Here is a 22,475-nt window from a genome sequence, read left to right on the forward strand (position 1 = left end):
GGTCATCCGATCGGGTGGCGGTGGAAGGCCGAGTAGCGGCCCGTGACGTGGTGCTCCAGCTGCCGCTCGATGTCGGCCAGCAGCGTGGAGGCGCCGATGCGGAACAGGTCGGGCTCGAGCCAGGCGCGGCCCAACTCTTCCTTCATGAGCACTTGGTAGTCGAGCGCGGTCTTGGCGGTGGACACGCCGCCTGCCGGCTTGTAGCCCACGCGAAAACCCGTGCGGGCTTCGTACGCGCGGATCATGCGCAGCATCACCAGCGTGACCAGCGGCGTGGCGTTCACGCCTTCCTTGCCGGTGGAAGTCTTGATGAAATCGGCGCCGGCCATCATGCAGACCATCGAGGCCTTGGCCACGTTGCGCAGCGTCTTCAGTTCGCCGGTCGCAAGGATGGCTTTCACATGCGCATCGCCCGCGGCCAGGCGAAAGTCGCGCATCTCGTCGTAGAGCTTTTGCCACTGGCCGGTGAGCACGTGTTCGCGCGTGATGACGATGTCGATCTCGGCCGCGCCATCGCGCACCGAGGCTTCGATCTCCTTGAGCTTGAGCTCGTGCGGAATCAGCCCGGCCGGAAAGCCCGTGGACACGGCAGCCACCGGAATGCCGGTGCCTGCGAGCGCATCGACAGCCGTGGCCACGAAGCGGTGATAGACGCAGACCGCGCCGGTGTGCAGGGTGCGGTCTGCAAAGCCCAGTGCGGCCAGCAGGTCGGGGCGCACCGGCGTCACGGCCTTGGCGCAGAGCCTGCGCACGCGCTCGGCCGTGTCGTCGCCGTTGAGCGTGGTCAGGTCGATGCAGCTGATGGCCTTGAGCAGCCAGCCGGCCTGCGCATCTTTCTTGACCGAGCGGCGACCGGGCAGCGTGGCCACGCGGCGCTCGGCGGCAGAGAGGTTGACGCGGAGGTTGTCGAACCAGCCGCTGTCGAAGGGTTGCGCGGTGTTGCGTGCGATGGCGTGCGGCTTGGTGTCGGGCACCGTCGCAACGGCGCTGGCAGCAGCAGCCGTGGGCGATGCAGGCGCGGCGGATGGGACGGGGCGCGAACGCACCGCGCCGCTGGCGCGAACGAGGGAAGTGGAGGTCATGGAGTGAAGGGCGCCAGGGCGCGCAGGCGCCGCGTGAGCGGCAGGCAGGCAAGGGGCATGTCTCTTTGTCTCCGGTCGTTGTGCATGCCGTCGTGCAGGGCCGGCGGCGTATCGTTGTGAATGTTATTTCAATAACATTTAACTGCGCAAGATGTTTTTGAAATAACATTTTCGATGCCCGATACTCGGGCTTGTGGACCAGAGGAACCAGAACATGCGAAAGACCGCCGGCGCCGAGGCCCGGGCCTTGCGCCTTGCAAAGATGCAGGAGCTCGTCGAAGCGGGCGGGCCGTTGCCGATCAAGCAGGCCGCCCAGCGGCTGGACGTGACGGAAATGACGATCCGCCGCGACCTGTCGGCCGCCGATTCGCCGCTCGCGGCCCTCGGCGGTTACGTGCTTGCGACCACGCTGCCGGGCGCCGACAGGTACTCGCTCGACGAGGCCAGCGACCAGCACGCGGCGCACAAGCGCGTGGCCTGCGAGCGTGCCGCGACGTGGGTGCAGGCGCACGACAGCCTGTTCATCGATTGCGGCACCACCATGGCCCATTTCGCGGAGGCCTTGCCGCCCGACATGCCGTTGAGCGTGGTGTGTTACTCCACGAACATCGCGTCGATCCTGAGCCGCCGGCCGAACACGCAGTTGATGCTGCTGGGCGGGCTGTACCACGCGTCGTCGGCCACCTTCTTTTCCGACGAGGGGCTGCAATATCTCAATCGCTTGGGCGTGAACAAGGCCTTCATCTCAGCCGGCGGGCTGGACCTGGAGCGGGGCGTGAGTTGCTCCAACTTTCACGAAGTGCCGGTGAAGCAGGCGGCGATCCGCAGTGCATCGCAGAGCTTTCTGATCGTGGATGAAAGCAAGCTCAATCGCCTGCGGCCCGCCTTCTTCAGCCCACTCGATGCGTTTGCGCGCATCGTGGTGGGCGGGGCGCCTGCGCCGGGGTTGCGCAAGCAGTTCAAGGATTTGCCGATCGAGTTTGCGCGGCCCTCGAACGCCTGAATCGCGTTGGATCGGAGAGCCACGCACGGCCGTGTGCAACGGCGCAGCGAGAGGGATTCAGACGACCGGTGCGGCCGCGCCATCAGTAGGCACGCTGGCGCATCGATCATCGGGCGGCGCGGTCACGATCGAATCGAGTGCGGGCTCGGCCTTGCGCAGCCGCGAGAGATCGGGGCGCGGCCGACGCAGCCGTGCATCGGGTGCAAAGGCCTGCTCCATCGCCTGCGCGGCCGACAGCAGCGCAAGGTCGCCGCGAAAACGTCCCACGGCCTGCAAGCCGAACGGCATGCCTGCCTCGTCGGTCCCGCAGGGCAGGGTGATCGCAGGGTGGGTGGTCAGCGTCACGACGTAGGTCAGTGCGAGCCAGCGGTAGTAGTTCTCCTGCTGCCGGCCGTCGACCTGCGCCGCATGCGGCTGCGTCCAGGGAAAGGGCGACACCGGCGTCGTGGGCGACAGCACGAGGTCGTAGTTCTCGAACACCTTCTGGAAGCGCTGGAGGATGCGCGTCTGCTCCGCCTGTGCCCAGGCCACGTCCTGCAGGCTCATGCGTGCGCCCATCTCGTAGTTGCTGCGCGGGTTCGGCCCAAGGCTTTCAGGTGCACGTTCGTAGGCCTCGCGCATGCTGGCGACGAAGGCCTCCGCGCGCAGCACGTCGAAGCAGCGGTGCACATCGCCCAGGTCGAAGTGCACCTCGTCGCAGGCCGCGAAGAGCCCGCGCATCGCGCCCATGCGATCGCGCATCGTGCGGCGGATCGAAGGGTCGACGTCGCAGTGTCCGAAGTCCGTGGTCCAGGCCACGCGAAGGCGCGACAGATCCTGCGGCTCCGGCCGAAGAAAGGCGGCCGCGTCCAGCGGATAGCTCAAGGGGTCGCCCGGATGCGGGCCCGCCGTGGCCGCGAGCTGGAGGCAGGCGTCGGCCACGTCCCGCCCCATCGGGCCGACCACCGAGATCGGCGACCAGCCCAAGGTTCTGCGCACGCTGGGCACGATGCCCGGCGAAGGCCGCAGGCCCACCACGCCGCACTTGGCAGCCGGGATGCGCAGCGAGCCGCCGGTGTCGGAGCCGGTGCACAGCGGCAGCATGTCCAGCGCAAGTGCCGCGGCCGAACCGCCCGAGGAGCCACCGGCATTGAGGTTGGGGTTGAAGGGGTTGCCCGTGGCGCCCCACACCGGATTGCGGCTGTTGGCACCTGCGCCCATCTCGGGCACGTTGGTCTTGCCCACCACGATCGCGCCGGCCGCGCGCAGTCGGCGCACCAGTTCGATGTCTTTCGACGGCACGTGGTTGCGCAGGGTGGGCGTGCCCATGGTGGACAGCAGCCCGGCCGTCGGCTCAAGGTCTTTCACGCCCAATGGCAGGCCATGCAGCAGGCCGAGCGGCTCGCCGCGCATCACGGCCTGCTCGGCGGCGCGGGCCTCGGTGCGGGCGCGCTCGTAGCACGTGGCGGTCACGGCATTGACGAAGGGGTTGAGCTGCTCGATGCGCGCGATGCATGCCTCGAGCAGTTCGACCGGCGAGAGGGCGCGCGTGCCGATCAACCGCCGCAGTTCGACCGCGGAAAGCTCGACAAGCCCGGAGGAAGAGGAAGAAGAGAAGTGGGTCATGGGTTCAGTGATGTGCCGCGATCAATCGGGCTGGATGTTGGCGCGCCGGGCAACGGCACGCATGAGCGGCAGTTCGCGCTCGATCTGCGCGACCGAGGCGGCGGCCCCGCCAAAGGCGGGCTCCACGCCCTGGGCCTGCAGCGCGGCCTTGGCTTCGGGCGTGGCGACGATCTTGGCGAGCGCTTTTTCCAGCCGCTCGCGCACCGGCGCGGGCGTGCCCTTCGGCGCCACGAACATGATCCAGGTATCGGCATCGACGTCGGGGTAGCCGGCCTCGGCAAAGGTCGGGACCTGTGGCAACTGGGAGGAGCGCTGCGCGGTGGTCACCGCGATTGCCTTGACCTTGCCGCCCTTGAGTTGGGGGAGGGCGGCGGTGACGGTGTCGACCGAGAACGGCACCTGTCCGCCGATCAGGTCCGTCATGGCCGGTGCGCTGCCCCGGTAGGGCACGTGCATGATCTTCGCGCCCACCGCCTGCAGGATGATCTCGCCCGTGAAGTGCGACGAAGTGCCGGTGCCAAACGAGGCGTACGAGTATTTGTCCGGCGTTGCACGCACCGCCGCGGCGAACTCCTTGACGTTGCCGATGGGCACGTTCCTGTTGGCCAGCAGGATCAGCGGGATGCGCGCCACGATCGCGATCGGGTCGAAGCTCCCGAGCGCGTCGTAGGGCAGGTTCGGGCGGATCGCCGGGTTCATCGTGAGCGTCGATCCCGAGCCGAGCAGCAGGGTGTAGCCGTCGGGCGCCGCCTTTGCCGCGAAGGCCGCGCCGACCGCGGTGCCGGCACCGGGCCGGTTGTCGATGAGCACCGGCTGCCCGAGCTCCACCGACAGGCGCTGGCCGACCAGGCGCCCCACCGTGTCCGCGCTACCGCCCGGCGGATACGGCACCACCAGCGTGACAGGGCGCACCGGGTAGGCCGGCTGCGCCAGGGCGGGCATGGCCGTGCCGAGAGATGCGACCAAGCCTGCGAGGACGGCACCGCACCATCGTCGGTTCAGCGCTTGCGGACGGGGAGTGTTCATGGACAGATCCTTCTGTAGAGGGAAGAGGGGAAATGCTGGAGCACGCCCTGCCGTGTAGCAAGCACAATGATTGGAAGGTTGCGTTGCCGCAAACGCAATGCAGAAGAACGCCGATGAAACTCCCCACCGCCAAGCCTTCAGCCCCTAAAAACGCCGGCGCACGCGCGAAGCGCGCGATCAACCAGCGCGTGCTGCAGGAGGAGTCGATGCGCTACTTCCTGGAGGTGACGCGCGTCGGTTCGGTCACCGAAGCGGCCGCGCGATTGAACGTGGCACCTTCGGCCGTGAGCCGCCAGATCGGCAGGCTGGAGCGCGAACTCGACACCCTCCTGTTCGAGCGGCGCGCCCGTGGCATGGCGCTCAATTCGGCTGGCGAGCTGCTGGCGGCGCACGCGCGTCGCGCATGGCTCGACATCGAACGGGTGACCGACGACATCCTCGCGCTGCGTGGCCTGCGCAAGGGCGAGGTGCGCCTGGCCGCGACCGAGGGCTTTGCCTACGAGTTCTTGCCGGCCCTGGTGGCGGCGTTTCAGGCGCGTTGCCCCGGCATCCGCTTTTCGCTCGACATGTGCGTGCAGCGCGAAGTGGCGCGCCGCGTGCGCGAAGGCCTGGTCGATCTCGGCGTGACGGTGAGCCTGGGTTCGGAGCAAGGGCTGGACGTCGAGATCCGCTACCCATCGCCCGTGCGCGCGATCATGGCGCCGTCTCACCCATTGGCCGCGCGGCGGCAGGTGTCGCTCGCGCAGGTGGTGCATTACCCGCTCGCGCTGCCGGCCAGCACGTCGACGCTGCGCCAGCTGCTCAACATCAGCTGCGCCCGCCAGAGCCTGCCGCTCGAAGCGGCCTTGACCAGCGACCACCTCTATCCACTCGTGCACTACGCAGCCCACGGCCAGGCTGTGACCTTCTGCGGCGAGCTTGCACTGCGCCAGCAGCTCGAGAACCACACGATCGTTGCGCTCCCCTTGCGCGACCGCGAGATGAACGAGCGGCATTTCGAGGTGCAGAGCATGGCGGGCCGGCGCCTGCCCGACGCGGCGCGCGCTTTCGTCGAGCACCTGCGCGAAGTGCTCTGCGCTTGATGCTGGGGCGGGCGACGGCCCGTCTTTTTCTCTTTTTCATCTTCGCTGCGGAGCGGGTCTAGGCACCGGGGCGCATTGCCTCGATGGTGTTCGAGCCTGCATCCGATGCAGAGGCTTTTCGTGCAGAGCCTGCGAGCGAGGCTTGGCGCATTGCCTTGAAAAATGAGTGGCTGCATCCCATTCATCGGCGTAGTCGAAAACACCTTTCCCTGCAAATATCGCCGCGCCATCGCGCAGCGTGTCATTGGGGAGAGGGCCGCGCCTGCTGAGCAGCCAGAGGCCGGACGCGGTCGTCGGCAGATCCCGGAAGCGAAGTACGCGCCGCGTGCGGTGGCAGCTTCTCTTCAATCTCAAAGAACGACTCCCATGATGATGTTTCCTCGACGATGTGTTTCTGCGCTGATGCTTTCGGTGCTCCTGTCTGCCTGTGGTGGTGGTGGTGGTGGCGGCAATCAAGGCGGTGGCTTGGCTGGCCTGATTGGCTTGGGTCCCAGCGGTGGCAGTCAAGGTGGTGATGGCCAAGGTGGCAGCGGCACGGGCAGCACAGGCAGCACAGGCAGCACAGGCAGCACAGGCAGCACAGGCAGCACAGGCAGCACAGGTGGCACAGGCAGCACAGGTGGCACAGGCAGCACAGGTGGCACAGGCAGCACAGGCAGCACAGGTGGCACAGGTGGCACAGGTGGCACGCCGCCCATCGCTGCAACCGCCGCACTGGTGACGAAGCTAGGCAAGCCCTCGCGGGTGCTGGTCGGACTCGGCTCGGGCAACGCCATCGATCAGATGAAAAGCCAGGACATTCACCCCGACATCGTGGACAACTACCTCGTAGGCGTTGGCGCAGGCGCCTGGCCCACGTGGAACAGCCCTGATGGCGCCTACATCACGTTCGCCGCGCAGGCCATCCAGGCTTACGGTGCGGTTCCGATGTTCACGCTCTACCAGATGGCGCAGAACGGCGAGGGCAATCTGAGCGACCTCACCGACGCGACCTTCATGAACAACTACTGGGCTCAGGTCCGGCTGATGTACCAGCGCATCGCCGCACTCGGCACACCCGTTCTCATCAACCTGGAGCCGGACTTCTGGGGCTTCGTGGTTTCGCAGGCACCGAATCGCGATGCGACGCAAATGACGGCGCTCGTGAACAGCCAGCCCGAATGCGCCGCGTTGCCGAACACCGCCGCAGGCATCGGCCAATGCCTGGTGCAGATGGGCAGGCAGGTCGCGCCCAAGGCACTGGTCGGGTTCCCGCCTGCCTTCTGGAGCGGCACCGCGGCCGCGCTCGGCGCGCAGATGCGGGCGGTCGGGGCGGACCAGGCGGACTTCATCGTCGCGCAGACGAGCGACCGCGATGCGGGCTGCCGCGAAGTGGCATCGCCGCCCGCGGAATGCACGGGGCGAAGCGGTCCGTTCTATTGGGACGCAAGCGACGTTGCCAGCCCGAACTTCCACGAGTCGCAGAACCAGATCTCGGACTATCGCGCGGCCCTGGGCAATGGCCTTCCGATCCTGTGGTGGCAGACGCCGATGGGTGTTCCGTCCGACACGCCCGGTGGAACCGATCAGCACTATCGCGACAACCATGTCGACTACATGCTGCGCAACACGCAGGAGTACGGCGACATCCACACGTTCGCGATTGTCTTCAGCGCGGGTGGAGCGCATCAAACCACGATCAACACCGATGGCGGCCAGTTCGCGCGGCTGTCGGGGCAGTACTTCGCGCGAGGTGGCGCAACGTTGAAGTAGCCGTTTGATGAGGCTGCGAGTTCGCCTGAAAGAGATCGCCTGAGCACGACCTGACGGCTTGCGATCGAAAAAGGAAAACTTGCTGCAGCGAGAAATTCTCCTCGTTCCTGTCATCGCCAATTTTTCACGGCCCGTTAGGTCCTTCCCGCGCAGCAGCGCACGCGAATCGAAAAACTGAATGAACAAACCATCTTCACGTTCCGTCGCCCAGCTCGCGGGCATGGCCCTGCCGCTCCTGGCCGCAGGCTGCGTCGTCCAGCCACCAGCGGTGCGCTATGTCGCCGTTCAACCCGCGCCTGCAGTAGCCGTTGCCCCGCCTGTGGTCAGCGTGTATGTCGATCCACCGCTGTACCAGCCTCCGCCGATTGCCGTGGCGTGGGCGCCGCCACCGATGCTGGTGGAGGTACCGACGCCCCTGCCATTTCAGGGCGCGATCTGGACCGGCGGCTATTGGACGTGGCAGGGCAGCTGGGTGTGGGCCGCAGGCCGCTGGGCCGCGCCACCGCAACCGGGCTACGCATGGGTCCAGCCTTACTACGAGCATCGCGACAGCACCGTGGTCTTCATCACCGGACATTGGTCGGCGCCGGGCGTCGCATTCATTCCACCGCCGCTGGGCTTGAGCCTGGCGGTGTCCGTTGCAGCGGTCGGCGTGGTGGCCGGGCTTGCACCCATCGGACCGCAAGGCGTGTTCGTTCCTGCGCCACCTGGTTCGCGGCTCGGCCTGATCGTGCCGGCGCCCATCGGCACGCCGCCCGCGGTGGTCGTCAGCGCACCGCCGGTCACCAATGTCGGCATGCGGGTGCAGAACACGACGATCAACAACGTGACGAACAACACGACGACGAACGTCACCAACATCACGAACATCAACAACACGCGCACGGTGACGGTGGTGGCACCCGCCAGTGCAACGGCCAGTGGCCGCCCGTTCGAAGCAGCGGTGCCGGCAAGCGCGCACCTTGCGGCTGCACTGCCGCCTGTCGTGCATGCCATGGCCCCGGTACCCGCCAGCGCGAAGCCGGTCGCGGCGTTCATGCCGGGGCATCCGTCCGCTGCACCTCGATCCGCCGAGGCTGTACGGCCGGCGGCCGCAGTGCCGCCGCAGGTACCGACAGCGTCGGCTCAGGCGCATCCCCAGCCCCTCTTGTCGCCAGTCGCGACCAAGGGCGCGGAGCCCGCAGTGCCGCACCCGGCACCTGTGCAGGCGAATGCTGAAGCACCCCGAAGGGAAGTACCTGCGATCAACGAACAGCAGCATCGTCCGCCACCGGTCGATCCTGCATTGGTTGCGCGAGAGCAGCAGGCCGATGCGGCACGCCGAGCGAACGAGCAGAAGGCGCTGCACGCGCAACGGCCGGCGCCGGCGCCCAAGGAACACCCGAAGCCTGCCCCGCATCCGCATGTGGATCACCCACCAGCGCCGCACGCACACGGCGAACCTCCTCATCGGAAGGAAGAGCACCACGGGTAACGCGGCGGCGTGCCGCGTCGTCGCGGGGCTCCAGCCCGATGGGCTGAAAGCTCGTTACCCCGCGGCGATGCCAGCGATCGCGGCCTGTGTCAGCGCACCGCTGTACAGGCGCAAGTCCTGCACGGCTCCCTTGAAGAAAGGGTCCGAAGGGTAGGGTGACCGGCCCAGCCAGTTGTCGGGCGTTTCGCCCAACTGGTATGGCGCGAAATCCATCTTCGGATTGGTCCCGACGATGTTTCCGTCAAGGTAGAGCGTGCCGGTCGACCCGGAGAGCGTGACGGCCAGGTGCACCCAGCGGCCAACGGGAAGGGCTGCAGGCGCCGACACGTTCTGCTCGCCGAAGTACAAGGTGCCGGTGATAGTGCTGCGCAAGGCCGCGCTTCCATCGGAGGGAAGCACGCCGAAGTACGAGACGTAGCTCGAACTCATCGCAACCAGCCAGCTGTTCTTCGTCGATGCGGTGGCGTTCACCCACAGGCACAAGGTGAAGTCGTGCAGGTTCGCCATGACACCGGCAGGCAGCTTGACGAACGCACCGCTGCCATTCAGGAGAACTGCTTTCTCTCCCGCGAGCCGGCCGTCGGTCCACGTTGCGCCACCGGAAAGCAGTGCGGTTCGCCGCACATCCACCGCATCGGCGGACGATGATCCCGTGCCTTCGTTCAACGGAACATGAAGCACCGGTTGGCCAGGCATCGACAGGGTGTGCACCTGCTTGCCGATCCGCTTGCCCGACGGGGTGATCGCTGCGATGCGATAGGACCACGTGCCTGCCCCCGGACGGTCGGTGTACGCGCGAGTCTCCGCGACAGAGGCCAAGGCCGTGAAGGGACCGCACGCCGCGCGCGCCCTCTGGACTTCATAGGCCGTTGCGTCGGAACTGCCCCACCAGTCCAGCTCGACGGTGTCTTGAACGATGTGCGTGGTCAGCCCACTGGGTGCTGCCCCCGCAGCAATCGGCTCCAGCGTTGCCGTCAGCGTGCCGAAGCTCGGCTCGTCGCCGCCGGTGTCGCGCTTTTCCGGCCGCATCCTGGCGGCCATGGCTGAAACGTAAGGCGCCGAAAGCCCCTTTCGATTCACGTAGTGGTTGTAGAGAATCTCCCAGCAGGGTCGCAGAAGAGGCCGGCCAGACATCGAGACGGCCGTGAAGGTGCCCTGGATGTTCGCGTACACCGAGAAAGGCAAGTCCGGGTACGCACCGCTCGCGTCCTGCAGGTTGGAGGCCGCGACATATTCCGCGCCGGACAGTGCGCGGTTGTTCCAGTAGCCATAGAGGTCGTCGCCTTGCTTCCAGGCCATCTCGCAGGCAGAGGCGAGGCAGGCAACGCCCAGCGTCGAATGCCCTTGGTCGCGCCCGCTTTCCTGCCATTGCCCCAGGTGGCCGCGATGCAGCCGGTAGACCATGTGCTGCGCCGCGCCGTTGCCCAGCCCGCTCTTGAAATAGGTGATCGCCTCGTCATAGAGCGCAAGGTCGTCGCAGAAGACCCCGATGGCCATCACCCCGCATACCGTGAGCAGGTCCCAGGAGCCCCAGTAGTTGGTGACTGTTCTGTTGCTCGTGTTGGTGCCGTTGTGGTCGGTCAGGAAGCTGTGGCACAGCGGATAGAAAACCTCCTTCAGCAGCGCCTGGAACCGTGCGATGCCCGCGGGAGGCCAGCCCTTGTAGGTGCGCATGATCTCGGCGGCGTTGGCCCACTGGTAGCCATACAGGCCGGCCGCGATGAACCGGTCTGCATCGCCGGTGAGCGTCTTCATCTTCGAAGACCACTGGTCCAGGAACTGGACCGCCAGATCGGCGTAGGCGGTGTCTCCGGACGCCCGCCAGCGGATGGCCAGTTCGTAGGTGGTGAGCATATCGAACACCATCGTTCCGAAGTTCGCGCCCGAGCCTCCGCGAACGACGGTCTCTTGTGGATTGGGTTTGCGGCCGAGGCTGGCGTAGTCACCACTGGTCAATTGCAGCCAACCGCTGAACCATGGCTGCGCCTGTGCTTCGACCTTGGCGCGCATGCGCAGGAGGTCTTCTTCGTTGTGCAGCAGTCCGGGATGGACGAACGCAGTGCGTGCGGCGATCCGTTGAGGTTCGGTTGCGACGCTGCTTTCACACACGACCTCGGGCTGCGGCGAGGAGGGCGACGCAGGCGGCAAGGCAGGCGTCGAAGAAGAAGTGGACGTTGACGTGAGAGGTACGCCGAGCCCGAATGGTTGTCCGCCACCTCCACCGCCGCATGCCGGCAGCATCATCGCCATGAGGGCGCCGGCCTCCTGCATGAATCGCCGCCGGGCGCTCGACGCCATCGGTGTGCCCTTGATCTCTAACTTGCTCATTCCTTCTTGCCCATTTCATTGCGTTCATTGCGAAAGTGCGCATTAGCGCTGCCGCACCGCAGCAAACCCCGGGCCGAGCAAACGATTCGAGCTATCGGCGTTCAAAGAATCGAAGGTGTGACATTTTCAGTCGCACTTGCGACAAAAGTGCTTCACCATTGGCGCAAATTGTCGAATTCAAATTGGAAAGCCATATCAAATGCGATATGGCAGCTTCAATTAAAACGCTGAATCTGGTCAGGATCGGGTCAGCATTCATTTCTCTCCCGCAAAAACCAATGAAGGCAGAAAGAGATTGCGCTGAATTTTGAGAGAATTCCTCGTGAATACGCGGATTTACGAGGCAATTATTTCATAAAAGCATCATATGCCGCCGATAGAGTCATGGCCGTCCGAGATCGTCCAAGGTCCGGAAATACTCAATGCAGCCATGGAATTAAATAAATGATGAATCGAAAAGATGTAAAGGAATTTTCTGTTGATTTAAACGCGCTTGCCTCTGTACCGGAAAATAGGCGGCGAGAAATTTTGAAATTGATGTTTGCCGGCTCCGTGACAGGAATTGCAACGCTGTCCGGCTGTGGTGGCGGAGGAAGCGGCACCAATATCGGAATGCCTCCAATAGCGGGCACAGGTGGTTCGCCAAGTGTCGGCCCTGCAGCAGGAACCCAGGACCCGTCGACCCCGGCGCCTGCGGCTCAAACACCGCCAGCTTCACCTCCTCCCGCACAGAAGATTTCGAGCTTCAGCATTGCGGTGCTTCCGGACACGCAGTTTTATCCGCGATACGCTTCGGAAAAGATGGGCGAGCTGTATCAGAAGCTGTATGCAAAGATAAACTCGCAATACGACAATCCATTCAAAACTCAAACTCAATGGATTGCGCAGAATGCTCAAAAGCTGAAGATGCCTTTCACGATTCACTTGGGCGATGTCGTGGACCAATCCTGGTACTACACCTCGGAAGGTTCAACACCTTGGAGCAGTGCGACCGATCTCGTGGGCAACGGGCAATTGGGCAACGGCCAGGTCACCAAAGAATGGGAACTCGCAAGCCAGGCCATGCAGGTGCTTGAGGCGGCAAAGTGCCCCTATTCAATCTGCGCCGGCAATCATGATGTCGGCGCTATTGGAAGCGATATGCAATGGGGCCCCGACTGGGGCGTGGGCGTTACCGGCTTTGCCAATGACGACGGCTATCAAGATGGCGGCAGCCACCGCGCCGGCCTTTTTGAACCGTATTTGCAGGTTTTTCCGCCGGAGCGCGCCAAGAAGCAGGCGACATTCGGAGGCCGGCATGCATCCGGGTTCCACGAGTACCATATTTTTCAAGCCGAAGGAAATCAATTCCTGGTGCTCTCGATGTCGTGGAGAGCGTCGGACGATGCCATCAGCTGGGCGAATCACGTCATACAGGCCAACAAGAGCATTCCGGTCATTCTGGTGAACCATCAACTGGTTGGCATTGGGACAGACGGCAAAACCGCCGCCGATACGGCCTACTCGAATTACATGTGGGACAAGCTCATCAAGGGCAACGACCAGATCTTCATGGCGGTCAGCGGTCATTACCACGGCTCCTGCACCAGCGTGAAGAAAAACGCGCTCGGCAACGACGTCTACCTGATGGTGGTGGACTATCAGATGGCCTACATGGGCGGCAATGGCCTCATGCGAATGTTCGAGTTCGATCTCACCAACAAGAAGATCGTTGCCAGCTCGTTCTCTCCGTGGGTGCCCTTGAAGCCCGCGGACACCCTCAATGAATTCGATGCAGCGTGGCTGACGGACTCGAATCAGTCCTTCTCTCTGGACATGGATTTTGCAAAAAGATTTGCTTCTTTCAATGCAAGTTTTTCTGTACCCGACGGATCGTCGGAAATCGCACTGACCGATGCGGCGAAGAACCTGATCCTGACGAATTTCAGCCAGCCTCCGCAAAAGCAGGCCAAGCTCCCATCGAGCACGGACGACTACCCCAAGGTGGACGGAACGCTCGCGCACTGGCGCTTCTTCAACGCGGCGGCTGCAGAAGGAGATCTCTTTCCCTATCAGCCGGGGCAACAAATCCTGGATTCATCGGTCGGGGGAAAGAATCCGATTTCAGTGAACACCTGGATGGGCAGCCCGGGCGATCTCGTGTGGTCGAAGAGCCATCACCCCCTGTCGTCGGCACCTGGAAGCCTGCGCTTTCTGAACGCCACCAAGACACGGTCGACCTACTTCACGACCGACCAGAACTCCGCGCTCAACGTCGAGACTTTTCCGAACGGCTACACCATCGAAGCCTTCGTCAATATCGATCCGGCTTTCGACGCGACCCGCAATGGCTGGATGGGCATCCTCTATCGGCTGGGCGCGCAATCGCAGTTGTCCGGCTTCGGTCCGGGCGATGGCGATTGCGCCTTGATGTTCGCGTTCTCGAACCTGATGGAGTTCCAGTGGGAAATTGTTCCGCTCGACCAAAACACCAATCTGACTTGCTGGTCTGGTGGCGTATCGGCAGGCCAGTGGCTGCACGTTGCCATCGTCAATGATCCAGCTGCCTCGTATTCGACAACCATGTATGTGGAGGGCGCTCCGGTTCTGCGGAACAACACGAACATGAAGGGCATCCGCTTTGTGGCGCCGACCCAGCAAATCGCGATTGGCTGCGGCCAATGGGCCGGGAACATGTCCACCGGCTTCCTGGGGAACATGGGAGAGATCCGGATCGTCGGCGCGCCGCTGTCCTCGGACAAATGGCTGACGGCGCGAGCGACCTGAAGCCAAAGCAGGGGGGCACCGCTGGCGGGGTGCAGGGCATTGAGAAATGCCTTCGCATCGCATCAGTTCATGTAGCGGTTCGTGCCGTGGCTGGAGCTTGCTGCCCCAGCCACGCCCCGCGCTCAAGCGATATTGATCTGCTTCGACCAGTGGTGACGCGTGCCACCCGAGCGACGGTCGACTTTCTCCGACAAGGCATGCCGGGCATTCAATGCATTGCCACGCGATTCGAGTTGGCGCAGGCAATGCAGAAAGACTTCATGGTGCTCGGCATCGAGACCGTCGAGCAGAGCGACGTTGAGCCTGGCGATGCACGGAAACAGCTTGTCGAAGAGTTGTCGACCGGTAGCGCTCAGCTGCACATGGACTTCGCGGCCGTCTTCGGCGTTGCGGCGTCGTTCGATCAGGCGCTTGTCGAGAAGACTGCGCAGGCCGCGCGATGTGCTCACGCGATCCAGTTGCAGTTGCTCGGCGAGTGCCGAGGGCCTGATCTCTCCGACCTGCGCAAGCATTCCGATCATTCCCCACTCGCGATGGGTGATGCCGAAGCCGCCTTCGACGATACGCGTCGCCATGGCCTTGCTTGCGCGTGTGGCGTGCCACAGGCGGTACAGGAGGAGATCGTTCAGCGTGCGCGGCGCACGTAATGCCGTCGTGTCAGGAAAGGCTTGCATGCGGATCAGGTGTTTGTTCGTGACGAGGCGGAAGTGAAGCTGCCGGGTAGTTGATTAGGTCAATTGATAGTTATGTTTCTATAACCAGCAACAGCGCGAAATGTGCTGGAACCCGAAACGGACGACTAGCTTTTTTTTGCAAAGTACATCGCGCCTGCGGGTTGTCAGCTGCTGCTCAGTGTGATCCGCGAAACGCGCGCGGCACACGCGATGGCGCGCATCTTTGGTGCATGGCTAGCGCCTTGAATTGGTGCCTTCTTGCGCTGCCCTCGAAGGCATCGAACGAAGGCGCTGTGAACCCTACGACGACAACGACAGAAAGAATCCTTGTGCTCGACCTGAATGAAGTGGCCATGTTTGTGCAGGTGGCTCGCAGTGGCAGCTTTGCCGAGGCGGCCCGACGGCTGAGCGTGCCTTCCGCCACGATCAGCCGCCGCGTCCAACAACTCGAAGTGCGGCTGGGCACGCGGCTCATGCAGCGCTCGACCCGCAAGCTCACGTTGACGAGCGCGGGCGAATCCTTTCATGAGCGGTGCGGCGCAGCGATTGAAGAACTCATCGAGGCCGGTCAGCTGCATGTGGCGGACAACGCGGAGCCGAGCGGCACCGTGAGGGTGGCCGCGCCGACCAGCTTCTTCGATTTCTTCCAGATGGAATGGGTGCGGCAGTTTCTGGCCGAGCATCCGCTGGTGCGCCTGGACTTCGTTCTCAGCGACCTCCTGGCCGACTTGATCGCCGATCGCATCGACATTGCGTTTCGCAGCGGGCCCCTGCGCGATTCAAGCTATGTGGCCCGAAGGATCTTCGCGAGCTATGGCGAACTGACGGCCAGCCCAACTTACCTTGCGGCGCGTGGCGTGCCCATGGTGCTTGAAGACCTGAGCGAACACGAGTGCCTGGTGCAGCCCGACAGCAGTGGCAATGCCACGTGGCGCCTGCAGGACGCGGAGGGCGCCGAGAGGGAAGTGCACGTGCGAGGGCGCTTCAACAGCAACGCACCGGAGGTGCTGCGCAAGGCCGCATGCGCAGGCTTCGGGATCGCATCGCTGCCGTCGATCCTGACAGTCTCCGACATCGCTGCCGGCAGGTTGGTGCGGGTGCTGCCGCAATACACGCGGGCCGGCCGCGGCATGAACGTCGTCTACCCCAGTCGCCAGCAACGTCCGCTCGCCGTTTCCATGTTTGCCGACATGGCGGTGGAGAAGCTGAGCCAGCAGGAATGGATGCCCGCATCTGGTGCGTAGAGGCGCGGTGTTCGGCCTGCCGAGCAGGCCGCGCGATTGCGCTGAGAAATGAGTGGGTGCATTTCATTCTTCGGGCCAGTTGGATTCACGACACGAGGCGCTCCCGCGTCGTGCGGTGCCACGGCGCCGTCACCTTCGGGCCGCTTGATCCGCCGGCGTGCAGGAGCACCCCTCCATTCACGACTTGACGGACGACAGCAATGTCGGCTGCCACGCGAATTCCAGTTGGAGGGCGACCAGTTGCGCACTGTCTTGTCCGTAGCGATGCGAGATCTCTTCAAGTGCTCGGTCCAGATGCGCAGCCGCGCTCAAGCCCGGGTCGAGAGTCATAGACAAGTCCGATGAAGTCTTGCCCTTGTGGTCATCGACCATGAGGTCGATTCCATCGCGTGTCTTGATACATGCAGCCCCTCCCAGCGCAAGAACCTTGGAACGGTATGTCCTGGCCCAGGCATCGGCGGTGAGCGCCAAGGCGATGCTGTCGACGCCTTCGGAGACCTGAATGCCGATGGTTTCGTGGCGCCAGAAGGCTGCGCTGTTGGCAACGATGCGCCACACGTGCGAAGCGTTCAAGCGATAGCGAGAGCTGTCATGCATGTCGCCGTAGTTCTCGACGCCGAGCGCATCGGCCAGCTTCTTCGCCGCCGGTGTACCGGCAATCGCCTCGACCAGGGCCAGAGACACAGGCAGTGAAGCCGTGACGCCAGTGGTTGTGACGACGCCATCGTCCGCCACGTAGCGCCGGTCAGCCACCCACTTCATGGATGGATAGGCCGAACGAAGGTCCGACTGTGCATACCAATGCGAAGTGGCGCACCGTCCGTCAAGAAGCCCGGCGCGGCCCAGCACCCTGGCTCCCTCGCAGATGCCGATGATGGTGGCGCCCAGCGCTGCCTGGCGCCTCAGCCATTCGACAACAGGACCTGTACGGTCGTCGTGGTGCATCGCCGGCACGATGACGTAGTCAGCGCCGATGGAGTGCTCGCGATCGAAGTCGCCCAGCGTCTGCTGCGCCTTGATGGCCAGCGCGGGCATGAGATCGATCTTGCCCGCCGTAGGAGCCACGAGGATGACGTCGGCAACGCCGGAGCGAGAGAGTGCAGCGTGGGGCACCAGGCAATCGGTGAGCTCGGCTCCGCGGTTGTCCGCCAGGATCGCCACCACGGGTCGAGCTCTTTTCGGCGTCCGCAACTCGGTGGCAAAGGCTTGCCCCACCTCTGAAAATCGCGTGCCGCCGTGGACACCTGACGTTCCTACAATCACCGAAACCGTCGCGACAGTGGTCGCTATTTCCTTCAAGAATTCTCGCCTTTGCATATCGCCGTGACACCGTTTTTCAGATGCGAGCAGCGTAGGCTGGCGATGGCATGAGCACAACGACAGAGAACTCTGATTTTCTGCCACGCGACATCCCGCGAGCATCTCCCCGCAAAGTTGTGTTCGTTGCATTCGAGGGCGCAGAGCCGTTGGACCTGACCGGTCCCCTGGGGGTTTTTACGCGCGCAGAGCAGCAATGCCCAGGCAGCTATGACATTCAGGTGGCATCGACTCAAGGCTTGCCACTTCGCACGGGCTCCCCGCTCAGCCTGTCGGGTATCGAACCGCTGTCCAACGTAACCGGGAACATCGATACCCTGCTGGTCGTAGGTGGAACGGAAGCTGCCATACGACAGGCCGCCCATGATGAGTCCCTTGTCTCCTGGCTGAGGGAGCGCGCGCCTCGGACCCGACGCACCTGCAGCATCTGCACGGGTGCTTTCATACTCGGCGCAGCGGGCCTTCTCGATGGCCGCGAGGTGACCACGCATTGGGCCGCCACCGAGGCGCTTCAGAGCTATTTCCCCAACGCGGTGGTGGACACGGATTCGCTCTATCGCACCGATGGCATCGTCTGGACTTCCGCCGGAGTCACTACCGGCATTGACCTGGCGCTGGCCCTGGTTCAAGCGGACCTGGGGCGGGCAGTCGCTGCAGCCATTGCTCGCGACCTGGTGCTTTTCGTACACCGGCCGGGTGGGCAACGGCAATTCAGTTCGACGCTGACTGCGCAAGCCGCCAGCGGCGACCTGTTCGATGAGTTGCTGGCCTGGATGCTGGACAACCCCCAGGCCGACTTGCGTGTTCCCGCTCTTGCAGAGCGCGCTGCCATGAGTCCTCGCAATTTCGCAAGGCGCTTCTTGCGCGAAGTGGGCAAGACACCTGCACGCTATGTGCTGGAAATGCGCCTCGACCATGCGTGCCGCCATCTCGAACAATCGTCATGGCCGTTGGAGCGCATCGCGGAAAGAAGCGGGCTGGGGACACCCGATGCACTCCACCGAATCTTTCGCCAGCAGTTAGGCGTCACGCCCTTGATGTATCGAGCTCGCTTTGCGCATCGTCGCAATGACGCTGCCGTTTGAATTGAATGGCCCACGGGATGCTGATTGCGCGGGAGCAGGAGAGCATGAGAGGCGTTGCAATAGCGCCCCGACGAACCGCAGGGGCACCTGGTAAGCGCGGCGGGGCCGCGCGCTGCAGTTGAAATGTGCCGTCAGGCAGCGAGGCCCAGTTCGCGCGCCTCAGCCTCGTAGTTCGCGTAAGACGCTTTCAGCACCGCGCCATTGAGGATCATCTCGGCCAGTGGCTCGCGGGCCGCACCGGGCTGGCCGTCATAGACGCGGGTGAGCACCCAGCACGATTCGGTACGCGCGCTCTCACTCAGCGCGATGATTTCGCGCTCCAGCTCGTACGGATGATCGACGAACAGCGGGCCCTTCAGCAGGCGGATCTGCTGCCCCGCAAACAGGCCAACGGCCGGCCCACGCCCCTTGAAGCCGGCCTCGCCGACGGTGCTGCCCAACAGCACGGAGATCATCTCGAACGGAATGATGGCGCGGCCCCACGGCGAACCGGCGGCCCCTTCGGGCGTGTACCAAGGGCTCGGCTCGGTGATGACCTGCAGCTTGTCGGCCAGGCTGAAGGGGTAGTAGTTGCCCATGTGCTGATCGAAGCCCATGCGCACCTTCTCGGTCACGGCGCCGCGCTGGCCGACCTTCAGGTCGCGGTTGATGACCAGGCCGGTGGCTGGGCGCAGCTTGGCGATGCGCTGCTCGAGTTCATGCGGCAAGCCGGCCGCATCGCCCACCGAGGCCGAGCCCGTGAGCACCGGCGTGCCGTCGCGCTTCTCGGCCCACAGGCGTACGAAGCGCTCGCCCGGCGCGGGGCGCTGCACGAAGGCGCGCACCTCTTCGCCCTCGACGACCATGTTCTGGTAGTGCGCGCTGATACAGCCGGTTTCGAACCAGGCCTTGCCGAAGACGTCGAACAGCAACGGGTCGAACTGGCTGAAATGCGTCGGCCCTTCGATGGGGCCGGCGCGAAGGCCCAGGCCCTCGGCCATGCTGTCATCGTGAATGGATTTGTGGCCGTCGTAGCTCTGGTCGTTGAGCATCTGGCGCGGCTTGCGCAGCGGGCCGCAGAGGGCAGGGGATGCGCTGAAAGGTGTCGTCGATGAGGTCATGCGGCAGCATCGGTGCAAGTGCGCTGCGGCGCAATCGCTGAGGCGACACACGAGGGCTTCAGGCGGGCCCGGCGTGGGGCCCGCAACCGAGCGCGATGCTCGGCTGCAGAGCCGCTCTATAGAAGTCGGGCTGCCTGCGAGGCAGCGACCGCGCCGGACCTGAATCTGCCGGCCACCTGCGGCGTGTGCGAATCGACCTGCAGCTCTTCGCCTTTTGCTTCGATCATTTCCAAAGCCGCGAGCTGGGCACCGAGCTCGCGCACAGCCTCGTCGTCCTCTCCGTACCGGGTCTGCAACTTGGCAAAGAGGTGCTGAAGCTTGAGCAGATGTCTGGACATGGTGGGTTCTTTCGGCCAAAGGGGAGGGAGGACAAAGGGTTTCGCGCTTATACCCGTCTCACGAAAGAAAGCTGTCGCAGTTTGTAGTCGGCCTGGCGGTCAGAACGGCTCCCGCGAACTTCTGTATGCAGCTGCCAGGGTGCGCGAAGTTGGCGCTCGGCTGCAGGCGCGAACTATCGTCGGCATAAGAGGCTTCTATTCCCGTCGAAGAGGTTTCTGCCACAGAATTCAAGTCCCCCCGCATTGCAGAAACCAGGAGCCCCACATGAAGAGTAGTGACAAGTCCGAAGCGAAGTGCCCGTTCAATCAGGCCACAGGTGCCGGCACCACGAACCGCGACTGGTGGCCGAAGGAGTTGCGTCTCGATCTGCTCCATCAACACTCATCGAAATCCGATCCCATGGGTAAGGACTTCGACTACGCCAAGGCGTTCAAGAGCCTTGATCTGAAAGCGGTGAAGAAAGACCTCGCCGCCTTGATGACCGACTCGCAGGATTGGTGGCCCGCAGACTTCGGCCACTACGGGCCGCTCTTCATCCGCATGGCATGGCACAGCGCCGGCACCTACCGGATCGGTGACGGACGCGGTGGCGCCGGCCGCGGCCAGCAGCGCTTCGCGCCGCTCAATAGCTGGCCCGACAACGTGAGCCTGGACAAGGCGCGGCGGCTTCTCTGGCCGATCAAGCAGAAGTACGGCCAGAAGATTTCGTGGGCCGACTTGCTGATTCTTACGGGCAACGTTGCGTTGGAGACCATGGGGTTCAAGACCTTCGGCTTTGCCGGCGGCCGCGCCGACGTGTGGGAGCCGGACCAGGACGTGTACTGGGGCCGCGAGAAGACCTGGCTCGGCGGTGACCTGCGCTATGCCCACGGCTCGGAGGGTGTCGAGAAGAGCGGCGCGGTGCTGGCGTCCGACGACAAGGCCGACGGCGACGCGCACACGCGCAACCTGGAGAACCCTCTTGGCGCAGTGCAGATGGGCTTGATCTACGTGAACCCCGAAGGTCCGGACGGCAACCCCGATCCGGTCGCCGCAGCCCACGACATCCGCGACACTTTTGCGCGCATGGCCATGGACGACGAAGAGACCGTGGCACTGATCGCCGGTGGCCACAGCTTTGGCAAGACCCATGGCGCTGCCGCGGCGTCGCACGTCTCGCACGAACCTGAATCCGCCGGCCTCGAAGAGCAGGGCCTGGGCTGGAAGAACAGCTTCGGCACCGGCAAGGGAGGCGATGCGATCACCAGCGGGCTGGAAGTCACCTGGACCACCACACCGACGAAGTGGAGCAACAACTTCTTCGAAAACCTGTTCGGCTACGAATGGGAGCTGACGAAGAGCCCCGCCGGCGCGCATCAGTGGGTGGCCAAGGGTGGCGCCGGTGCAGGCACCATTCCCGACGCGCACGATCCGTCCAAGCGCCATGCACCGACGATGCTCACCACCGACCTGTCGTTGCGCATGGACCCCGCCTACGAGAAGATTTCGCGCCGCTTCCTCGCGAACCCCGACCAGCTTGCCGACGCTTTCGCACGCGCCTGGTTCAAGCTCACTCACCGCGACATGGGGCCGCGCGCACGCTACCTGGGGCCGGAGGTGCCTGCCGAAGAACTCATCTGGCAAGACCCGATCCCCGCTGTCGACCATCCGCTGGTCGATGCGCAAGACGTCGCGTCCCTCACAAAGAAGGTTCTCGCGTCGGGCCTCACCCCGGCACAGCTCGTCTCGACGGCCTGGGCATCGGCGTCCACGTTCCGTGGCTCCGACAAGCGAGGCGGTGCGAACGGTGCCCGGATTCGATTGGCGCCGCAAAAGGATTGGACGGCCAACCAGCCGGAGCAACTGGCCAAGGTCCTCCAGGTGCTCGAGGGCATCCGCGGCGAGTTCAACGCTGCGCAGACGGGCGGCAAGAAGATTTCACTCGCCGACCTGATCGTCCTGGCTGGTGGCGCAGGCGTGGAGCAAGCCGCCCGAAACGCCGGCCGCGAGATCAAGGTTCCCTTCGCACCGGGCCGCGCGGACGCTTCGCAGGCGCAGACCGATGTGGAGTCCTTCGCTCCGCTGGAGCCGGTCGCCGATGGTTTCCGCAACTACGCGAAGGCACGCTACGGCGTGGCTGCGGAAGCACTGCTCATCGACAAGGCGCAACTGCTGACGCTGACGGCGCCCGAAATGACAGTGCTCGTGGGCGGCCTGCGCGTGCTCGATGCCAATGTCGGACAGACAAAGCACGGCGTTCTGACCGCCAAGCCCGGTACGTTGAGCAACGATTTCTTCGCCAACCTGCTCGACATGGGCACGGAGTGGAAGGCCACCTCGGACACCCGGGACCTGTTCGAAGGGCGCGACCGCAAGACGGGCGCGCTCAAGTGGACTGGCACGCGCGTCGATCTGGTCTTCGGCTCCAACGCACAATTGCGCTCCATCGCGGAGGTCTATGCGGGCTCGGACGCTCAGCAGAAGTTTGTCGATGACTTCGTGACTGCGTGGACCAAGGTGATGAACCTCGACCGGTTCGACCTCGCCTGAGTCGAGTGCGGTTGTTGTCGTCGGGAGCGTGCGGCCGCAACGGCCGCGCGCTCCTGATCGAAAGCTATC

At 64.2% G+C, this 22,475-nt stretch carries 17 protein-coding genes; 9 read left to right on the forward strand and 8 right to left on the reverse strand.

Features of this window, described 5'->3' with window-relative positions; all coding sequences use genetic code 11:
- Positions 1–2: 2 nt before the first annotated feature.
- The gene (gene deoC / locus ACGLHS_RS06880) at positions 3–1,082 is read right to left on the reverse strand and encodes a deoxyribose-phosphate aldolase (RefSeq protein WP_394478080.1); all 1,080 of its coding nucleotides are present in this window, start codon (positions 1,080–1,082) and stop codon (positions 3–5) included.
- 214 nt (positions 1,083–1,296) lie between these two features.
- On the opposite strand from deoC, the gene ACGLHS_RS06885 reads away from it, so the two are divergent.
- Entirely contained in the window at positions 1,297–2,085 is a 789-nt protein-coding gene (locus ACGLHS_RS06885) for a DeoR/GlpR family DNA-binding transcription regulator (RefSeq protein ID WP_394478082.1), read from the forward strand.
- A gap of 57 nt (positions 2,086–2,142) precedes the next feature.
- Here ACGLHS_RS06885 and ACGLHS_RS06890 read toward each other — a convergent pair whose 3' ends face one another.
- Together ACGLHS_RS06890 and ACGLHS_RS06895 are read right to left on the reverse strand one after the other, a co-directional pair.
- The gene (locus tag ACGLHS_RS06890; RefSeq protein WP_394478084.1) at positions 2,143–3,690 is read right to left on the reverse strand and encodes an amidase; all 1,548 of its coding nucleotides are present in this window, start codon (positions 3,688–3,690) and stop codon (positions 2,143–2,145) included.
- Positions 3,691–3,711: 21 nt separating this feature from the next.
- A complete protein-coding gene (locus ACGLHS_RS06895; RefSeq protein WP_394478086.1) occupies positions 3,712–4,716 on the reverse strand; it encodes a Bug family tripartite tricarboxylate transporter substrate binding protein in 1,005 nt (334 codons plus the stop codon).
- Positions 4,717–4,829: 113 nt separating this feature from the next.
- Between ACGLHS_RS06895 and ACGLHS_RS06900 the strand changes: the two genes are divergently transcribed.
- The 4 genes from ACGLHS_RS06900 to ACGLHS_RS06915 all read left to right on the forward strand — a co-directional run bounded on the left by ACGLHS_RS06900 (position 4,830) and on the right by ACGLHS_RS06915 (position 9,024).
- Positions 4,830–5,798 (forward strand): LysR family transcriptional regulator, encoded by a 969-nt coding sequence (locus ACGLHS_RS06900; RefSeq protein WP_394478088.1) that lies wholly within the window; start codon positions 4,830–4,832, stop codon positions 5,796–5,798.
- 478 nt (positions 5,799–6,276) lie between these two features.
- Positions 6,277–6,519 carry a hypothetical protein gene (locus ACGLHS_RS06905; RefSeq protein ID WP_394478090.1) on the forward strand — a complete coding sequence of 81 codons (243 nt, stop codon included), beginning with the start codon at positions 6,277–6,279 and terminating at the stop codon, positions 6,517–6,519.
- Positions 6,516–7,550 (forward strand): hypothetical protein, encoded by a 1,035-nt coding sequence (locus ACGLHS_RS06910; RefSeq protein WP_394478092.1) that lies wholly within the window; start codon positions 6,516–6,518, stop codon positions 7,548–7,550. The genes ACGLHS_RS06905 and ACGLHS_RS06910 overlap by 4 nt, the downstream gene beginning before the upstream one ends.
- Positions 7,551–7,728: 178 nt before the next feature.
- A complete protein-coding gene (locus tag ACGLHS_RS06915) occupies positions 7,729–9,024 on the forward strand; it encodes a hypothetical protein (RefSeq protein WP_394478094.1) in 1,296 nt (431 codons plus the stop codon).
- A gap of 54 nt (positions 9,025–9,078) precedes the next feature.
- Here the strand turns inward: ACGLHS_RS06915 and ACGLHS_RS06920 are convergent, their stop codons facing one another.
- Positions 9,079–11,352: a LamG-like jellyroll fold domain-containing protein gene (locus tag ACGLHS_RS06920; protein ID WP_394478096.1), complete on the reverse strand. Its 2,274-nt coding sequence runs from the start codon at positions 11,350–11,352 to the stop codon at positions 9,079–9,081.
- A gap of 444 nt (positions 11,353–11,796) precedes the next feature.
- On the opposite strand from ACGLHS_RS06920, the gene ACGLHS_RS06925 reads away from it, so the two are divergent.
- Entirely contained in the window at positions 11,797–14,118 is a 2,322-nt protein-coding gene (locus ACGLHS_RS06925) for a LamG-like jellyroll fold domain-containing protein (protein WP_394478099.1), read from the forward strand.
- 122 nt (positions 14,119–14,240) lie between these two features.
- Here ACGLHS_RS06925 and ACGLHS_RS06930 read toward each other — a convergent pair whose 3' ends face one another.
- Positions 14,241–14,792 carry a MarR family winged helix-turn-helix transcriptional regulator gene (locus tag ACGLHS_RS06930; protein WP_394478101.1) on the reverse strand — a complete coding sequence of 184 codons (552 nt, stop codon included), beginning with the start codon at positions 14,790–14,792 and terminating at the stop codon, positions 14,241–14,243.
- A 329-nt stretch (positions 14,793–15,121) separates the two neighbouring features.
- Here ACGLHS_RS06930 and ACGLHS_RS06935 point away from each other — a divergent pair, with 329 nt between their 5' ends.
- Positions 15,122–16,036, forward strand: a complete 915-nt coding sequence (locus ACGLHS_RS06935) for a LysR family transcriptional regulator (RefSeq protein ID WP_394478187.1) — start codon at positions 15,122–15,124, stop codon at positions 16,034–16,036.
- A gap of 177 nt (positions 16,037–16,213) precedes the next feature.
- Here the strand turns inward: ACGLHS_RS06935 and ACGLHS_RS06940 are convergent, their stop codons facing one another.
- Positions 16,214–17,335: a DJ-1/PfpI family protein gene (locus ACGLHS_RS06940; RefSeq protein WP_394478103.1), complete on the reverse strand. Its 1,122-nt coding sequence runs from the start codon at positions 17,333–17,335 to the stop codon at positions 16,214–16,216.
- Between the two features lie 68 nt (positions 17,336–17,403).
- Here ACGLHS_RS06940 and ACGLHS_RS06945 point away from each other — a divergent pair, with 68 nt between their 5' ends.
- A complete protein-coding gene (locus ACGLHS_RS06945) occupies positions 17,404–18,438 on the forward strand; it encodes a GlxA family transcriptional regulator (protein WP_394478105.1) in 1,035 nt (344 codons plus the stop codon).
- Positions 18,439–18,569: 131 nt separating this feature from the next.
- On the opposite strand, the gene ACGLHS_RS06950 is transcribed toward ACGLHS_RS06945, so the two are convergent.
- Both ACGLHS_RS06950 and ACGLHS_RS06955 read right to left on the reverse strand, forming a co-directional pair.
- Positions 18,570–19,538 carry a hypothetical protein gene (locus ACGLHS_RS06950; RefSeq protein WP_394478107.1) on the reverse strand — a complete coding sequence of 323 codons (969 nt, stop codon included), beginning with the start codon at positions 19,536–19,538 and terminating at the stop codon, positions 18,570–18,572.
- Positions 19,539–19,654: 116 nt separating this feature from the next.
- The gene (locus tag ACGLHS_RS06955; protein WP_394478109.1) at positions 19,655–19,876 is read right to left on the reverse strand and encodes a hypothetical protein; all 222 of its coding nucleotides are present in this window, start codon (positions 19,874–19,876) and stop codon (positions 19,655–19,657) included.
- 265 nt (positions 19,877–20,141) lie between these two features.
- Here ACGLHS_RS06955 and katG point away from each other — a divergent pair, with 265 nt between their 5' ends.
- The gene (gene katG, locus ACGLHS_RS06960) at positions 20,142–22,406 is read left to right on the forward strand and encodes a catalase/peroxidase HPI (RefSeq protein WP_394478111.1); all 2,265 of its coding nucleotides are present in this window, start codon (positions 20,142–20,144) and stop codon (positions 22,404–22,406) included.
- Positions 22,407–22,475: the final 69 nt, after the last annotated feature.

This window comes from Variovorax sp. VaC1 (assembly GCF_043658315.1).
Classification (GTDB): Bacteria; Pseudomonadota; Gammaproteobacteria; order Burkholderiales; family Burkholderiaceae_C; genus Variovorax.

What these genes read in the sequence shown, in the direction of transcription:
- ACGLHS_RS06915 (WP_394478094.1), top strand. Translation starts at nt 7,729, where the DNA reads ATGAACAAACCATCTTCACGTTCCGTCGCCCAGCTCGCGGGCATGGCC.
- ACGLHS_RS06895 (WP_394478086.1), bottom strand. Translation starts at nt 4,716, where the DNA reads ATGAACACTCCCCGTCCGCAAGCGCTGAACCGACGATGGTGCGGTGCC.
- ACGLHS_RS06925 (WP_394478099.1), top strand. Translation starts at nt 11,797, where the DNA reads ATGATGAATCGAAAAGATGTAAAGGAATTTTCTGTTGATTTAAACGCG.
- ACGLHS_RS06900 (WP_394478088.1), top strand. Translation starts at nt 4,830, where the DNA reads ATGAAACTCCCCACCGCCAAGCCTTCAGCCCCTAAAAACGCCGGCGCA.
- ACGLHS_RS06890 (WP_394478084.1), bottom strand. Translation starts at nt 3,690, where the DNA reads ATGACCCACTTCTCTTCTTCCTCTTCCTCCGGGCTTGTCGAGCTTTCC.
- ACGLHS_RS06930 (WP_394478101.1), bottom strand. Translation starts at nt 14,792, where the DNA reads ATGCAAGCCTTTCCTGACACGACGGCATTACGTGCGCCGCGCACGCTG.
- ACGLHS_RS06920 (WP_394478096.1), bottom strand. Translation starts at nt 11,352, where the DNA reads ATGAGCAAGTTAGAGATCAAGGGCACACCGATGGCGTCGAGCGCCCGG.
- ACGLHS_RS06885 (WP_394478082.1), top strand. Translation starts at nt 1,297, where the DNA reads ATGCGAAAGACCGCCGGCGCCGAGGCCCGGGCCTTGCGCCTTGCAAAG.
- ACGLHS_RS06955 (WP_394478109.1), bottom strand. Translation starts at nt 19,876, where the DNA reads ATGTCCAGACATCTGCTCAAGCTTCAGCACCTCTTTGCCAAGTTGCAG.
- ACGLHS_RS06950 (WP_394478107.1), bottom strand. Translation starts at nt 19,538, where the DNA reads ATGACCTCATCGACGACACCTTTCAGCGCATCCCCTGCCCTCTGCGGC.
- deoC (WP_394478080.1), bottom strand. Translation starts at nt 1,082, where the DNA reads ATGACCTCCACTTCCCTCGTTCGCGCCAGCGGCGCGGTGCGTTCGCGC.
- ACGLHS_RS06945 (WP_394478105.1), top strand. Translation starts at nt 17,404, where the DNA reads ATGAGCACAACGACAGAGAACTCTGATTTTCTGCCACGCGACATCCCG.
- katG (WP_394478111.1), top strand. Translation starts at nt 20,142, where the DNA reads ATGAAGAGTAGTGACAAGTCCGAAGCGAAGTGCCCGTTCAATCAGGCC.